Here is a 14,934-nt window from a genome sequence, read left to right on the forward strand (position 1 = left end):
CTCTCACCCGACCTTGACGAGCTTCTCGACGCGTACGGCGGCCGCCTTGAACTCGGCGGTGCCCGCGATGGGACAGGTGGCCTCGATGGTGAGCGAGTTGACGTCCACCTCGTCAGGGAAGTGGAACGTCATGAACACCAGCCCCGGCCGCAGGGCGGGGTCGATGTAGACGGGCGCGACCACCGAGGCCCGGCGGGAGCTGATCCGCACCTCTTCGCCCGCCACGACGCCGAGCCGCTCGGCGTCCTCCGGGCACATGTCGATCGTCTCCCCGCGCCGCAGCGGGGAGGCGAAGCCGGAGGACTGCACGCCGGTGTTGTACGAGTCGAGCCTGCGCCCGGTGGTGAGGCGGAGCGGGTACTCCTCGTCCAGCAGGTCCACCGGCGGCGAGTGGCGCAGCACGGCGAACGGCGCCGGCTCGCCGCGTTTGACCGGGTCGGTCTCCCACAGCCGGGCGTGCAGGTAGGGCGGCTCCAGCGTGTCCTCGGTGAAGCACGGCCACTGGATGCCCTGGTGCTCCGCCAGCCGCTGGTAGGTCATGCCGCGGTGCACCGGGGAGACCGAGCGCAGCTCGTCCCAGGCCTGCTCGGCGCTCTCGTAGTGCCAGTCGTGGCCCAGCCTGCGGGCCAGCGCGCAGAGGATCTCGATGTCGTCGCGGGCCTCGCCCGGCGGGTCGAGTGCCTTGCGGACCCGTTGCACCCGCCGCTCGCTGTTGGTGAACGTGCCGTCGGCCTCGCACCAGGCGGCGCTGGCGGGCAGCACCACGTCGGCCATCTGGGCCGTCTTGGTCAGGAAGATGTCCTGCACGACCAGGTGGTCGAGCATGGACAGGCGCTTGATGCAGGCCAGCGAGTCGGCCTCGGACTGGACCGGGTTCTCGCCGATGAGGTAGCAGGTGGTGACGTGCCCCTCGCCCATGGCCTCCAGCATCTGGGTGAGGTTGTAGCCGTACCGCGGCTGGATCGGCACCCCCCACGCCTCCTCGAAGGCGGCCCGGACCTGCGGGTCCAGGATGTCCTGGAAGCCCGGCAGCCGGTTGGGGATGGCGCCCATGTCGCCGCCGCCCTGCACGTTGTTCTGGCCGCGCAGCGGCGAGAGGCCGGAGCCGTAGCGGCCGACGTGGCCGGTGAGCAGGCTGAGGTTGATCAGCGCGCGTACGTTGTCGGTGGCGTTGTGGTGCTCGGTGATGCCGAGCGTCCAGCACATCTGGGCGCGGTCGGCGCGGGCGTAGGCGTGCGCCAGCTCCCTGATCGCGTCCGCGGGCACGCCGGTGACCTGCTCGGCCGCGCTGAGCGTCCACGGCTCGACCGACTCGCGGAACTCCTCGAAGCCGGTCGTGGCGCGCTCGATGAACGCCTCGTTGTGCAGCCCGGCGTGGATGATCTCGCGGGCGATGGCGTGGGCCAGCGGGATGTCGGTGCCCACGTTCAGGCCCAGCCACAGGTCCGCCCACTCGGCCGTGCCGGTGCGCCGCGGGTCCACGGCGAACATCCGGGCGCCGTTGTGGATGCCCTTCAAGACGTGCTGGAAGAAGATCGGATGCGCGTTCCGGGCCGCCGAGCCCCACATCACGATCACATCGGTGTCCTCGACCTCCTGGTAGGAGGACGTGCCGCCGCCACTGCCGAACACCGCGGAGAGCCCCGCCACGCTGGGCGCGTGACAGGTGCGGTTGCAGGAGTCCACATTGTTGGTGCCCATGACCACGCGGGTGAACTTCTGGCCCACGTAGTTCATCTCGTTCGTCGAACGGGCGCACGACAGCATCGCGAAGCTGTCGGGGCCGTGCTCGGCGACGTTGCGCCGGAAACCTTCGGCGGCGCGGTCGAGCGCCTCCTCCCAGGTCGCCCGGCGCAGCACGCCGTCCTCGCGCACCAGTGGATGGGTCAGGCGGTCATAGCTCATGATCCCTCCATTCTGTATACAGACTACGGTATGTGTCGCTAACCCGCACGGACAAGGTTCTCGTTGAGCAGGTCGCTCACCGCGTGGATGGCCCGCAGCGTGGGCACCTCCGCGCCGGTGAGATCGGCCAGTTCGACGACCGCCGCGAGCAGCACGTCGAGCTCCAGCGGCTTGCCCTTCTCCAGGTCCTGGAGGGTCGAGGTCTTGTGCTCACCGGCCTTCTCGGCCCCGCGTAAGCGGCGCTCGATCGAGATCCCGGGATCGCAGCCCACCCGGCGGGCCACCTCCACGGTCTCCGCCATCATCGACCTGACCAGCTCCCTCGTGCCGCTGTGCCGGCAGATGCCGGCCATCGTGGCTCTGGCCAGTGCGCTGATCGGGTTGAAGGCGATGTTGCCCATGAGTTTGATCCACACGTCACGGCGCAGATCGGTCTCCACCGGGCACTTGAGGCCGCCCGCGACCATGCCCTCGCTGAACTGCGCGCAGCGCGCGGTCCGCTCGCCGCTCGGCTCCCCGATGGAGAAGCGGGTGCCCTCGTAGTGACGGATGACTCCGGGCCGCTCGATCTCGGTGGCGGCGTAGACGACACATCCGATCGCCCGATGCAGGGGGAGCGCGGCGGTGACCGCTCCTCCTGGGTCGACGCTCTCGATGCGGGTGCCCTCGTAGGGGCCCTTGAGCCCGTGGAAGTACCACCACGGGATGCCGTTCTGGGCGGCGATGACGCTCGTGGCCTCGCCCAGCAGTGGCTTGATCATGGGGCCCGCGGCGGCGTAGTGGTTCGCCTTGAGGCCCAGGAAGACGTGGTCCACCGGGCCGACCTCAGTCGGGTCGTCGGTGGCATGGGGGTGGGCGACGAAATCGCCCCGGGGGCTGAGCACCATCACACCGGACTTGCGTATGGCTTCGAGGTGCGGACCTCTGGCGATGAGGTGAACCTCGACTCCCGCCCTGTGGAGGGCGGCCCCCACATACGCGCCGATGGCGCCGGCGCCAAGAACAGCGACCTTCATGCTTTCGCTCCGTTCTCGCGTCGGATTTGCATTCGGTATACAGTATGGAAAAATTCGGGTCAAGGAGCACGTCGATGACCGTTGTCCGACCTGAGGCCGCCGTGCGCCCGCTCTCGTGGCCGGCCGCCCGCGACCTCGCGGCCCGCTCCGTCCGGCCGTTGCCCACCGCTGACCTGCCGCTCTCCCGGGCGCTCGGCTGCCGTCTCGCGGCGCCGCTGCGCGCCCTGGTGGCGGTGCCGGGCGCCGACGTGGCCGCGATGGACGGCTACGCGGTGGCGGGCCCGCCGCCCTGGCGGGTGCTGGGCCGCGTCCTCGCGGGCGGCGTCCCGTACGGGAGCGCGTTGCGCCCGGGGGAGGCGGTGGAGATCGCGACGGGCGCCCCGGTGCCCCCGGGGTCCGAGTCAGTCCTGCCGTACGAGCGATCCACGGTCGACGGCGGGCAGGTGGCGGGGGAGATCGAGACCGGGCGGCACATCCGGCGCCGGGGCGAGGACATCGCCGAGGGGGCCGTCGTGCTCGGCGCCGGGGCCGTGGTGACGCCCGTCGTGATCGGGCTCGCCGCCGGGCTGGGGCACGACGTGCTCGCCGTGCGGCCCGTGCCGTCCGTGGCCGTGCTGGTGACCGGGGACGAGGTCGTGGACCACGGGCTTCCGGGTCCGGGCCGGGTCAGGGACGCCATCGGGCCGTTCCTGCCGGGGCTGATCGAGTGGGCCGGCGGCCGGCTCGCCTCCCGGGCCCGCCTGCCCGACGGCGCCGCGGCCCTCCAGGCGACCCTGTCAGCCCTCACCCGCCCGTCCCTGGAAGGGGACTCGTCCCCCGGCCCGGAGCCTCTCTCCCGGGGCAACCCCAGGTCCCGTTCCGGGCCCCCAGGAGGGTCGGGGGACGGGGTGGACGTGGTGGTGGTGTGCGGGGCGTCGTCGCGTGGGCCGGCCGACCATCTGCGCGGGGTGCTGGCGGAGCTGGCGGCCGAAGTGCTGGTGGACGGGGTGGCGGTGCGGCCGGGGCATCCGCAGCTGCTGGCCCGCCTGCCCGGCGGTCCGCTGGTCGTCGGCCTGCCGGGGAACCCGTTCGCGGCGCTGGCCGCCGCCATGACGCTGCTCGTGCCCGTACTGCGGGGACACCGCGGGGTCGAGGCGCGGCGGGAGAGCAGCGCGCTGGCGGGGCCGGTGCGGGCGCACGAGCGGGACACCCGGCTCGTCCCGGTGCTCAGGTCGGGCCGGGGCGCGATTCCCGTGGGGCACGACCGGCCGGGGTCGTTGTGGGGCGCGGCGCTGGCCGAGGCCCTGGCGGTGGTGCCGCCGGGGTGGTCGGGGGAGCAGGTCGAGCTGATCGAGTTGCCCACAGGGGGCTAGACAGCTCGGTGAGGAGAGGGTAACCATTGCCTTCATACGGTATGCAGTATGCGATAGACAGTCGCCGGAAAGGGTGCACGATGTCGGAAACGATCTCTGGCGGTCATCTGGTAGCCAAGGCGCTCAAGGCCGAAGGCGTGGAAGTGATCTACACACTCTGCGGCGGCCACATCATCGACATCTACGACGGTTGTGTCGATGAGGGCATCGAGGTCATCGACGTACGACACGAGCAGGTGGCCGCGCATGCCGCGGACGGCTACGCCCGGATCACCGGCAAGCCCGGTTGCGCGGTCGTGACCGCGGGTCCGGGCACCACCGACGCGGTGACCGGCGTGGCCAACGCCTTCAGGGCCGAGAGCCCGATGTTGCTGATCGGCGGCCAGGGCGCGCTCAGCCAGCACAAGATGGGCTCGCTGCAGGACCTGCCGCACGTCGACATGATGACCCCGATCACCAAGTTCGCCGCCACGGTGCCGACCACCGAACGGGTGGCGGACCTGGTGTCCATGGCTTTCCGCGAGTGCTACCACGGCGCCCCGGGGCCGTCGTTCCTGGAGATCCCGCGTGACGTGCTGGACGCCAAGGTGCCGCTCGACAAGGCGCGGATCCCGGCGAACTACCGGGCCTCCACCCGCCAGGCCGGCGACCCCGAGTCGATCGAGCGCCTGGCCGACCTGCTGGCGCACGCCGAGAAGCCGGCCATCCTGCTCGGCAGCCAGGTGCAGACCTGCCGGGCCACCGACGACGCCATCGACTTCGTCCGCACGCTCAACGTGCCGGCCTACATGAACGGCTCGGCCCGCGGCACGCTTCCGCCCGGCGACCCGATGCACTTCCAGCTCAGCCGCCGCTACGCCTTCACCGAGGCCGACCTGATCATCATCGTCGGCACCCCGTTCGACTTCCGGATGGGCTACGGCAAGCGCCTGTCGCCCACGGCCAAGGTCGTCCAGATCGACCTCGACTACCGGACCGTCGGCAAGAACCGCGACATCGACCTCGGCATCGTCGGCGACCCCGGCCTCATCCTGTCGGCCACGGCCCAGGCCGCCAGCGGCCGGGTGGAGAACGGCGCGGCCCGCCGCAAGGAGTGGATCGAGGAGCTGCGCGCGGTGGAGACGCAGGCGTACGAGAAGCGGCTGCCCCGCCAGCTCTCCGACGCCCAGCCGATCGACCCCTACCGGCTGGTCCACGAGATCAACGAGTTCCTCACCGAGGACACCATCTACATCGGCGACGGCGGCGACATCGTCACCTTCTCCGGCCAGGTCGTGCAGCCCAAGTCGCCCGGCCACTGGATGGACCCGGGCCCGCTCGGCACGCTCGGCGTCGGCATGGCCTTCGCGATGGCCGCCAAGAAGGCCCGGCCGGACAAGGAGGTGCTCTGCCTCTTCGGCGACGGCGCCTTCAGCCTCACCGGCTGGGACTTCGAGACCATGGTCCGCTTCGACCTGCCGTTCATCGGCGTGATCGGCAACAACTCCTCGATGAACCAGATCAGATACGGCCAGGCCGCCAAGTACGGCGAGGACCGCGCCCGGGTCGGCAACACGCTCGGCGACGTCCGCTACGGCGAGTTCGCCAAGCTGCTCGGCGGCCACGGCGAGGAGGTCCGCGACCCGGCCGAGATCCGTCCCGCCCTGGAGCGGGCCCGGGAGTCGGGCAAGCCCTCGCTGATCAACGTCTGGGTGGACCCCGACGTGTACGCCCCGGGAACCATGAACCAGACCATGTACAAGTAGGCAGGTCCAGAACATGAAGGCACTCGAAGGTGTCCGCGTCCTCGACATGACCCATGTCCAGTCGGGCCCGTCCGCCACCCAGCTGCTGGCCTGGCTGGGCGCCGACGTGGTCAAGCTGGAGTCCACGACCGGCGACATCACCCGGCAGCAGCTGCGCGACGTGCCCGGCGTCGACAGCCTCTACTTCACGATGCTGAACTGCAACAAGCGCAGCATCACGCTCAACATGAAGTCCGAGCGCGGCAAGGAGATCTTCACCGAGCTGGTGAAGACCGCCGACGTGCTGGTGGAGAACTTCGGCCCCGGCGCCGTCGACCGCATGGGCTTCACCTGGGAGCGGCTGCAGGAGCTCAACCCGCGCCTCGTGTACGCCTCCATCAAGGGCTTCGGCCCCGGCCGCTACCGCGCGTTCAAGGCGTACGAGGTGATCGCCCAGGCGATGGGCGGCTCGATGACCACCACCGGCTTCGAGGACGGCCCGCCGCTGGCCACCGGCGCGCAGATCGGCGACTCGGGCACCGGGATCCACGCGGTGGCCGGCATCCTGGCCGCGCTCTACCAGCGCCAGACCACGAACCGGGGCCAGCGGGTGCAGGTGGCCATGCAGCACGCGGTGCTGAACCTGTGCCGGGTCAAGCTCCGCGACCAGCAGCGGCTGGCGCACGGCCCGCTGCGCGAGTACCCGAACAAGACCTTCAACGACGAGGTGCCCCGGTCCGGCAACGCGAGCGGCGGCGGCCAGCCCGGCTGGGCGGTGCGCTGCGCGCCCGGCGGGCCGAACGACTACATCTACGTGATCGTCCAGCCGGTCGGCTGGAAGCCGATCTCGGAGATCATCGGCCGCCCCGAGCTGGCCGACGACCCCGAGTGGGCCACCCCCGAGGCGCGGCTGCCCAAGCTGGACAAGATGTTCCAGCTCATCGAGGAGTGGACGATCCGGCACGACAAGTGGACGGTCCTCGACAGGCTGAACGCGGCCAACGTGCCCTGCGGGCCGATCCTGTCCACCAAGGAGCTGATCGAGGACGAGTCGCTGCGTGAGGAGGGCATGGTCGTCACGGTCGACCACCCGGAGCGCGGCGAGTTCTTCACCGTCGGCAGTCCGCTGCAGCTGTCGGACTCCCCGGTGGACGTCAGGACGTCGCCCCTGCTCGGCGAGCACAACCAGGAGATCTACGGCGAGCTGGGCGTGAGCGCCGACGAGCTGGCCGAGCTGAAGACGAACGGAGTCATCTAGTGGAGCAAGGGGCGCGCGGCGCGGTCAGGGACGTGCTGGACAAGGCGCTGGCCGAGGGCCGCACGGCACTGACCGCCCCCGAGGGGCGCGGCATCTGCCAGGCGTACGGGATCGCCACTCCGGGGGAGGGGCTGGCCACCTCGGCCGGGCAGGCCGCCGAACTGGCGGCCGAGATCGGCTTCCCCGTGGTGCTGAAGATCGTCTCGCCGGACATCCTGCACAAGACCGACGCCGGCGGCGTGCTGGTCGGGGTGAAGACGGCCGAGGAGGTGCGCGAGGGCTTCGACACGATCCTGGCCAACGCGCGGGCGTACGACGCCGACGCCCGCATCGACGGCGTCCAGGTGCAGCAACTCGTCGGCGGCGGCCACGAGGTCATCGTGGGCGCGGTCACCGACCCGACCTTCGGCAAGGTCGTCGCGTTCGGCCTGGGCGGTGTCCTGGTCGAGGTGTTAAAGGACGTTACGTTCAGACTTGCCCCGGTTTGGGGTGATGAGGCACTGGGGATGCTGGACGACATCAAAGCGGCTGAGGTGCTGCGTGGGGCGCGCGGGGCCGAGCCGGCCGACCGCAAGGCGCTCGCGGAGCTGATCGAACGCGTGAGCAGGCTCGTCACGGACTTTCCCGAGATCGCAGAGGTGGACCTCAACCCGGTCTTCGCCGACGCGCGCGGAGCCGTGGCCGCGGACGTGCGCATCCTCATCGGCGAGCCGCCCCAGGAAGTCTCCCGCCTCCCGCGCGAGGAGATCCTGCGGCAGATGACGCGGATCTTCAAGCCGCGCTCGGTGGCCGTGATCGGCGCCTCCGCCGAGGACGGCAAGATCGGCAACTCGGTCATGCGCAACCTCATCAACGGCGGCTACCAGGGGCAGATCTTCCCGATCAACCCCAAGGCCCCCGAGATCCTGGGGCTGCCCGCGTACCAGAGCATCGCCGACGTGCCGCACGACGTGGACGTGGCCGTGTTCGCCATCCCCGCCAAGTTCGTGCCGGCGGCGCTGGAGGACGCCGGGCGCAAGGGCGTGGCCGGCGCCATCATGATCCCGTCGGGCTTCGCCGAGACCGGCAACGTCGAGGGCCAGCAGGAGATCGTGGAGATCGCCCGGCGGCACGGCGTGCGCATGCTCGGCCCCAACATCTACGGCTACTACTACACGCCGGAGAACCTCTGCGCGACGTTCTGCACCCCGTACGACGTCAAGGGCAGCGTGGCGCTGACCTCGCAGAGCGGCGGCATCGGCATGGCCATCCTGGGCTTCAGCCGGACCACCAAGATGGGCGTGTCGGCGATCGTCGGCGTCGGCAACAAGGCCGACGTGGACGAGGACGACCTGCTGACGTTCTTCGAGCAGGACGACAACACCAAGGCCGTCGCCATGCACCTGGAGGACCTCAAGGACGGCCGCGGCTTCGTCGAGGCGGCCCGCCGGGTCGTCAAGGAGAAGCCGGTCATCGTGCTGAAGGCCGGGCGCACCGCCATGGGCGCGCGGGCCGCCGGGTCCCACACGGGGGCGCTGGCCGGCGACGACAAGGTGTACGACGACATCCTGCGCCAGGCCGGCGTGGTCCGCGCCCCCGGGCTGAACGACATGCTCGAGTACGCGCGGGCGCTGCCGATCCTGCCGGCGCCCAAGGGCGAGAACGTCGTCATCATCACCGGCGCGGGCGGTTCCGGGGTGCTCCTCTCGGACGCCTGCGTGGACGCCGGGCTGACGCTGATGGACATCCCGCCGGACCTGGACGAGGCGTTCCGCGCCTTCATCCCGCCGTTCGGCGCGGCCGGCAACCCGGTCGACATCACCGGCGGCGAGCCGCCGTCGACCTACCAGAACACGGTCCGGCTCGGCCTGTCCGACGACCGGATCCACGCGCTCGTGCTGGGTTACTGGCACACGATCGTGACCCCGCCCATGGTCTTCGCGGAGCTCATCGCCCGCGTCGTGGCGGAGGAACGGGAGAAGGGCAACGTCAAGCCCGTGGTGGCTTCGCTTGCCGGGGACACCGAGGTCGAGGAGGCGTCCGAGTACCTGTTCGAGCATGGCGTGGTGGCGTACCCGTACACCACCGAGAAGCCCGTGGCGGTCCTCGGCGCCAAGTACCGCTGGGCGAGAGCGGCCGGGTTGCTGGGTTAAGAGCCGAATCCAGCAGCTGGGCGAGGGGGCGAATCGGGGCAGCGCAGGAGAACAACCAACCCCCCAGGAGGTCCGTAGGTGGACACATCCAAAACACCGGCGACGTCTGCGCCGCCGGATGAGGACGCACGAGTATGGAAAGCGGGCCGGCTTGAGCCGATGCCCATCAGGAAACTCCCCGATGCGCCTCCCTCGGTGCACATCCTGGGGCCCACCGTCTTCCTGGTCGCCCTGGGCGTCGGGATGGGCGAGTCCTACATGTGGCCCAGGCTCGTGCTGCTGTTCGGGCCGGAGATCAGGTGGCTGTTCCTGATCGGCGTCACCCTGCAGGCCGTGGTGATGCTGGAAATGGCGAGATACGCCATGGCCACGGGGGAGAGCATCTTCTCCGGCGCGGCCCGGGTGTTCAAGCCGATCATGTGGTTCTTCTTCGTCGTCGCCGTCCTCGTCTACATCTGGCCCGGCCACCTGTCGGCGGGCGCGGCGGCGTTCGAGCAGATAACCGGGATCCCGTGGATGGTCACAGCGGTGGCCGGACTCATCCTGGTCGGGGTGATCTTCAGCCTGGCCAAGGTGATCTACAACGTCCTGGAGAACGTGCTCTCGTTACTCATCGGCACCCTGGTGATCGGCACCTCGGTGGTCGCCGCGATGGTGGGCTCGTGGAACGACGTGGTCTCTACCATCACCGGCATGTTCGCCTTCGGCTATCTTCCGGAGGAGGCCATGACAGCGGCGTGGTTCCCGGTCATCGTGGGCGCCTGCGCCTTCGCCGGCCCGTCGGGCATGCAGCAGATGTGGTACACGCTGCACCTGCGCGACTCCGGCGCCGGCATGGGCGCGCACATCCCCAAGGTCCGCGGGCTGCGGCACGCGGGCGAGGAAGAGGCCATGCCCTCGCGGGGCTTCATGTTCGACACCGAGGACCCCGCGGAGATGGCCAAGTGGAAGGGCTGGCGGCGCTGGGTCACGTTCGACGCGCTGGCGCTCTTCTGGGGCATCACCATGCTGGTCACGATCTCCTTCACGGTGATCGCCCAGTCGGCCGCACGGCTGAACCCCGAGGTGCAGACCGCTCTGCGGGGCGACGACCGGGACGTGGCGCTGGGCGCCATGTCCGACGCCGTCTCCTCGGCCGGCAGCTCGGTGCTCGGCGGCGTCTTCCTCGGCTTCATCGCGCTGATCGGGCTCAACGCCACGCTGGGACTGTTCGACTCGTTCTCGCGTGGTCAGGCCGACATGACGTACAACTTCGTGCCCGGCGCGAAGAAGCTGCGCATGTCGCACCTGTACGCGGGCTTCCTGTGGGGCGTGATCATCTTCGGCATCCTGATCCTGCTGTTCGGCCCGGCCGACGGGCCTGAGGGGATCCTGGACACGCTGGCGTTCCTGTCGACGTTCGCGATGGGCGCGTACTGCGTGACGCTGCTGCTGGTCAACAACCGCATGCTGCCCAAACCGATCAGGCCGAAGTGGTGGACCAACGTCATCATCGGCCTGGGCGCGGTGTTCTATCTGGGCATGCTGTTCTACAGCCTGTTCGCCTTCGGGGTGGTCGTGGGCTGATGATCTCACGGGACGACCTCGAGCTCGCCCTTCCCGGGGCGACGATCGGAGCCGTCGCCGGCACGCTGGCCGGCGGGCTGACCCTCATCGCGGGGGTCCCCGTCGGCCTGGCCGCCCAGTCCGCGCTCGCCCTGTCCGTGCCGCTCGCCTTCTTCGGCGGACTGTACGGGGTGCTGCTCGGACGCGGCGTGTTCCGGCCCGGCACGTTCGGCCCCATCGGGCTCTACTGGATGGCCGCGTTCCCGCTGTCCCGGCTGCTCCAGGAGAGCGTCGCCGGGGCCGGCGCGAATGACGGCGTGCTCACCTTCCTGCTGTTCCAGGCGATGGTGAGTCTCGGCTTCGCGATCGGCTTCGTCTTCCTGCACGAACGGGTCATGCCGCCCTGGCTGATGCGCCGCCGCGCGGGCAATCCCCGCGCCGACGCGCTGTTCGGCCTGTACGTCCGTCATGCCCAGGTCTTGCAGACCAGGAAGGGAGCCCGTCGATGAACCTTCCCGCCTGGGTCTGGCTCGTCACGATCGCCGGTTTCGCGCTCGTGCTCGCGCTGGACTTCTATCTCGTCGCCCGCAACCCGCGCGAGCCCTCCTTCCGGGAGTGCGTCGCCTGGGTGTCGTTCTATGTGGGCCTGGCCGTCCTCTTCGGTTGCGGCCTGCTCTTCTTCTCCGGAGCGCAGCACGGCGGCGAGTTCTTCGCGGGCTGGATCACCGAATACTCACTCAGCGTCGACAATCTGTTCGTCTTCATCCTGATCATGAGCAGGTTCCAGGTGCCCCGGCAGTACCGGCAGAAGGTGCTGCTCATCGGGATCATCCTGGCCCTGTTCATGCGCGGGGCCTTCATCGCCGCCGGCGCCGAAGCCGTGACCAGGTTCGACTGGCTGTTCTACATCTTCGGCGCCTTCTTGATCTACACAGCGTGGAAGCTGATCGGACACGAGGAGGACGAGGCCGAGTTCAGCGAGAACGCCGCCCTGCGCGCGGTACGCCGGGTGCTCCCGACCACGGACACCTACTACGGCGCCCGGCTCACCGTGCATCTGGGCCGCAGGATGGTGACGCCGATGCTGATCGTCATGGTCGCCATCGGCACCACGGACCTGCTGTTCGCGCTCGACTCGATCCCGGCCATCTTCGGGCTCACCAAGGAGCCCTACCTCGTGTTCACCGCCAACGCCTTCGCCCTCATGGGGCTGCGGCAGCTGTTCTTCCTGATCGGCGGCCTGCTCGATCGGCTGGTCTACCTGAGCAAGGGCCTGTCGGTGGTGCTGGCGTTCATCGGCCTGAAACTGATCTCGGAGGCGCTGCACCACGACGGCGTGTCCTGGGCGCCGGAGATCCCGATCCTGGTCTCTCTCGGCGTCATCGTCGGGACTCTCGCCGTCACCACGGTGCTGAGCCTGATGAAGTCGGCTCGTGACGCGAAGGCCGCGCGGGCGGCCGAGGCGTCGGAGGACTCGGCGTCCGATCCGGTGAGCACGGAAACGGAGCGCTGAGGCGCGCCGCGCGCGGGGGGCGCCACCCCTGTGCGCGGCACCTCAGCCGTCAGCGGACGCTCTTGTGCACGTCGCGCTGCGCGGCCCACCGGGTCAGGAACCGCTCCGCGTCGTCGGCGGAACGCTGCTTCCTGAGAGCGGCGGCCAGGCCGATCCCGATCGACCGGCCGTCAGCGGGCTGGCCGAGCGGATCTCCAAGGAGGAAGCTGGCAAGCTTCTTCATCTCTGTCACCTCCTTCCACGACTAGTTTCGGACAAAAATCGTCCCAAACCTTCGCTCAAAGCGCCGGGGACGACCCTTGGCGTCCCCATCCTCTGCCCGAGGTGTTACGGGATAAGCGTCCGGATGTGAACGCCGGGTCAACCCGCGGCCGGCGTCCGCGGTCTGCGGCGCCGGACCGGTTTGGGAGCGGGCTCCACCGGCTCGCTCTCGCGGCTCTCCATGTAGGAGGCGCGGGTGTGCTCGGTGTGCTCGCGCATGATCTGGGCGGCGCGGTCCTGGTCGCCGCGCTCGATGGCGTCGATCAGAGCGGTGTGCTCCTCCCAGGACGCCATGCCGCGCTGCCGGGCCACGGGCGTGTGGTACCACCGCACCCGGCGGGCCACCTGGCTGGCCAGCTCGGACAGCACCTTGTTGCCGGAAAGCTCGGTCACCAGCGCGTGCAGCTCGGAGTTGGTGGCCACGGCGCCGTCGACGTCGTCGGACTGCACGGCGGCGATGCCGCGCTTGCACAGGACGCGCAGCCGGCGCACCCCCTCCTCGCCCGCGTGCCGCGCGGCGAGCCTGGCGGACTCGGTCTCCAGCAGCGCGCGGACCGCGAGCAGCTGGTCGGCCTCCTCCATGGTGGGGATGTGCACGAACGCGCCCTGCCCGGGATGCAGGTCGACCCAGCCCTCGCCGCTGAGCTGCTGCAGAGCCTCGCGGACGGGCTGCCGCGACACGCCCAGCAGCTCGGCCAGCTCGCTCTCGACCAGGTGCTGGCCGGGCTTGAGCTGGCCGGACACGATGAGCTCCTGGATGGCCTCGATCACGCTCTCCCGGAGCGTGGCTGGGCGGGGGATCTTGGGGGCCGCCGCCCGACCGGCCTGATCCGACAGCAACATGACTTTGACTCCAGGGCTGCGAATGGGTTTTGGTCGACTGCCTACAGCATACCGTTCGAAATCGTCACCGGATCGTGAGTCTCATCACAGCATGCGAGGTCACAGGGGGATCGTGGCGGGCAGACCGGGCGTGCGCAACCGCTTCGACGCCAACGCCGGGAGCGCGGCGAGTCCCGCGGCGACCAGAAGCACCGTCACGGGAGCGGTGAACGCGTACGCGGCCATGACCGCGCCCAGCACCCCTGCCACGGCTTTCGCGCTGTAAACCACGGCGTGGATCTCGGAGGTCTGCCGCTCGCCGAAGAACTCCCGTACCAGGCTCGCGACCAGCGGATAGAACGCGCCGCCGCCCAGGCCCGCGGCCACCGCGCCGAGCCACAGCAGCGGGCCGCCGGCCGCCTCCAGCCCCTGCACGGCCGGCCCGGAGGGAGCCGCGGAGGCCGCGATGAGGACCTGGCCCAAGGCGAGAAGCCCGAGCACGGACGCGAGCACCAGCCGCCGCCCGAACACCTCCGACAGCCGCATCGCCACCGCGCGCCCGCCGCCGTTGAGCGCCACCATGAGGGCCAGCGCGCCCCACGCGCCGGTGCTCGCCACGATCACCACGTCGAACACCGACACCGCGCCCGCGCAGGCGAGGATCACCGCAAGGGCCGGCAGCGCCCGCGTGCGCAGCGCCTGGGCCAGGCCGAACTGCCGCACCGCCCCGGGGGTCCTGCGCAGCCTGGCCGCCTGGAGCGCGTGCGCGCGCGGCTCGACCGTCTCCGGCCACCAGCCCTCCGGGGCCTGCCGCAGGGACCGGGCCGCCGCGCCGATCGCCACCGCGGCCAGCACCGCCGCGACCGCGAACACGGCCGGCGTCATGGCGGGCGCGAGCCCGGCCCACACCAGCAGCGGCGCCGACCCGTACCCGAAGGCGCCCGTCACCAGGCTCACCCGGGCGGCGGCCCGGTCGGGGTACCAGGAGGAGACCACTTCGCTGCAGACCCCGTAGACGGCCCCGGCGCCGAGCCCGCCGAGCACCGCGTACCCGGCCAGGGCGAGGGGGAGCGTGCCGGTGCCGGCCACGGCCACCGTCAGCAGGCCGAGCGCGGTGAGCACGGCCCCGGCGCCCAGCGCGGCGCGGACCGGCAGGCGGCCGCGGCGGATCAGGTGCAGGGCCGGCAGCGCGCCCACCGCCTGGAAGACGATGCAGGCGGCCAGCAGGATCAGCCCGTTCGCGTCGGTGGCGAGCAGGGCCGCGAAGCCGTACTGCAGCGGCCCGATCGCGGCCATGGCCCCCAGCGCGAGCCGGAACATCCGGGTGCGGTCGGCGGGCACCGGTCCCACGAGGTAGGAGCGCCCGCGCCAGTCTCTGACAGTTGTTGCATTCTCCATACCGTATG

Annotated in this window: 12 protein-coding genes; 7 read left to right on the plus strand and 5 right to left on the minus strand. The window is 70.5% G+C overall.

The window, feature by feature from the left end; all coding sequences use genetic code 11:
• Positions 1–3: 3 nt before the first annotated feature.
• Both ACGFI7_RS12460 and ACGFI7_RS12465 read right to left on the minus strand, forming a co-directional pair.
• A complete protein-coding gene (locus ACGFI7_RS12460) occupies positions 4–1,905 on the minus strand; it encodes a molybdopterin oxidoreductase family protein (RefSeq protein WP_393402821.1) in 1,902 nt (633 codons plus the stop codon).
• 38 nt (positions 1,906–1,943) lie between these two features.
• Positions 1,944–2,921 (minus strand): 2-dehydropantoate 2-reductase, encoded by a 978-nt coding sequence (locus ACGFI7_RS12465; RefSeq protein ID WP_393402824.1) that lies wholly within the window; start codon positions 2,919–2,921, stop codon positions 1,944–1,946.
• A gap of 74 nt (positions 2,922–2,995) precedes the next feature.
• On the opposite strand from ACGFI7_RS12465, the gene ACGFI7_RS12470 reads away from it, so the two are divergent.
• From ACGFI7_RS12470 to ACGFI7_RS12500, 7 genes are all read left to right on the plus strand, one after another.
• On the plus strand, positions 2,996–4,273 hold the full coding sequence (locus ACGFI7_RS12470; RefSeq protein WP_393402826.1) for a molybdopterin molybdotransferase MoeA: 1,278 nt from the start codon (positions 2,996–2,998) through the stop codon (positions 4,271–4,273).
• 80 nt (positions 4,274–4,353) lie between these two features.
• Positions 4,354–6,018, plus strand: a complete 1,665-nt coding sequence (locus ACGFI7_RS12475; RefSeq protein ID WP_393402829.1) for a thiamine pyrophosphate-binding protein — start codon at positions 4,354–4,356, stop codon at positions 6,016–6,018.
• Between the two features lie 13 nt (positions 6,019–6,031).
• Positions 6,032–7,255 carry a formyl-CoA transferase gene (gene frc, locus ACGFI7_RS12480; RefSeq protein WP_393402832.1) on the plus strand — a complete coding sequence of 408 codons (1,224 nt, stop codon included), beginning with the start codon at positions 6,032–6,034 and terminating at the stop codon, positions 7,253–7,255.
• Positions 7,255–9,387: an acetate--CoA ligase family protein gene (locus ACGFI7_RS12485; RefSeq protein ID WP_393402835.1), complete on the plus strand. Its 2,133-nt coding sequence runs from the start codon at positions 7,255–7,257 to the stop codon at positions 9,385–9,387. The genes frc and ACGFI7_RS12485 overlap by 1 nt, the downstream gene beginning before the upstream one ends.
• 159 nt (positions 9,388–9,546) lie before the next feature.
• The gene (locus ACGFI7_RS12490; RefSeq protein WP_393402837.1) at positions 9,547–10,953 is read left to right on the plus strand and encodes an Nramp family divalent metal transporter; all 1,407 of its coding nucleotides are present in this window, start codon (positions 9,547–9,549) and stop codon (positions 10,951–10,953) included.
• Positions 10,953–11,441 carry a hypothetical protein gene (locus ACGFI7_RS12495; RefSeq protein WP_393402840.1) on the plus strand — a complete coding sequence of 163 codons (489 nt, stop codon included), beginning with the start codon at positions 10,953–10,955 and terminating at the stop codon, positions 11,439–11,441. Before ACGFI7_RS12490 ends, ACGFI7_RS12495 begins: the two co-directional genes overlap by 1 nt.
• Entirely contained in the window at positions 11,438–12,445 is a 1,008-nt protein-coding gene (locus tag ACGFI7_RS12500; RefSeq protein ID WP_393402842.1) for a TerC family protein, read from the plus strand. Before ACGFI7_RS12495 ends, ACGFI7_RS12500 begins: the two co-directional genes overlap by 4 nt.
• A 49-nt stretch (positions 12,446–12,494) precedes the next feature.
• Here ACGFI7_RS12500 and ACGFI7_RS12505 read toward each other — a convergent pair whose 3' ends face one another.
• The 3 genes from ACGFI7_RS12505 to ACGFI7_RS12515 form a co-directional block, all read right to left on the minus strand.
• Entirely contained in the window at positions 12,495–12,668 is a 174-nt protein-coding gene (locus ACGFI7_RS12505) for a hypothetical protein (RefSeq protein WP_393402845.1), read from the minus strand.
• 137 nt (positions 12,669–12,805) lie between these two features.
• Complete coding sequence (locus ACGFI7_RS12510; RefSeq protein ID WP_393402847.1) at positions 12,806–13,549, minus strand: GntR family transcriptional regulator; 744 nt, start codon at positions 13,547–13,549, stop codon at positions 12,806–12,808.
• A gap of 99 nt (positions 13,550–13,648) precedes the next feature.
• Positions 13,649–14,926, minus strand: a complete 1,278-nt coding sequence (locus tag ACGFI7_RS12515) for an MFS transporter (protein ID WP_393402850.1) — start codon at positions 14,924–14,926, stop codon at positions 13,649–13,651.
• Between the last annotated feature and the right edge of the window lie 8 nt (positions 14,927–14,934).

It is taken from the genome of Nonomuraea sp. NPDC048826 (assembly GCF_043198225.1).
GTDB lineage: Bacteria > Actinomycetota > Actinomycetes > Streptosporangiales > Streptosporangiaceae > Nonomuraea.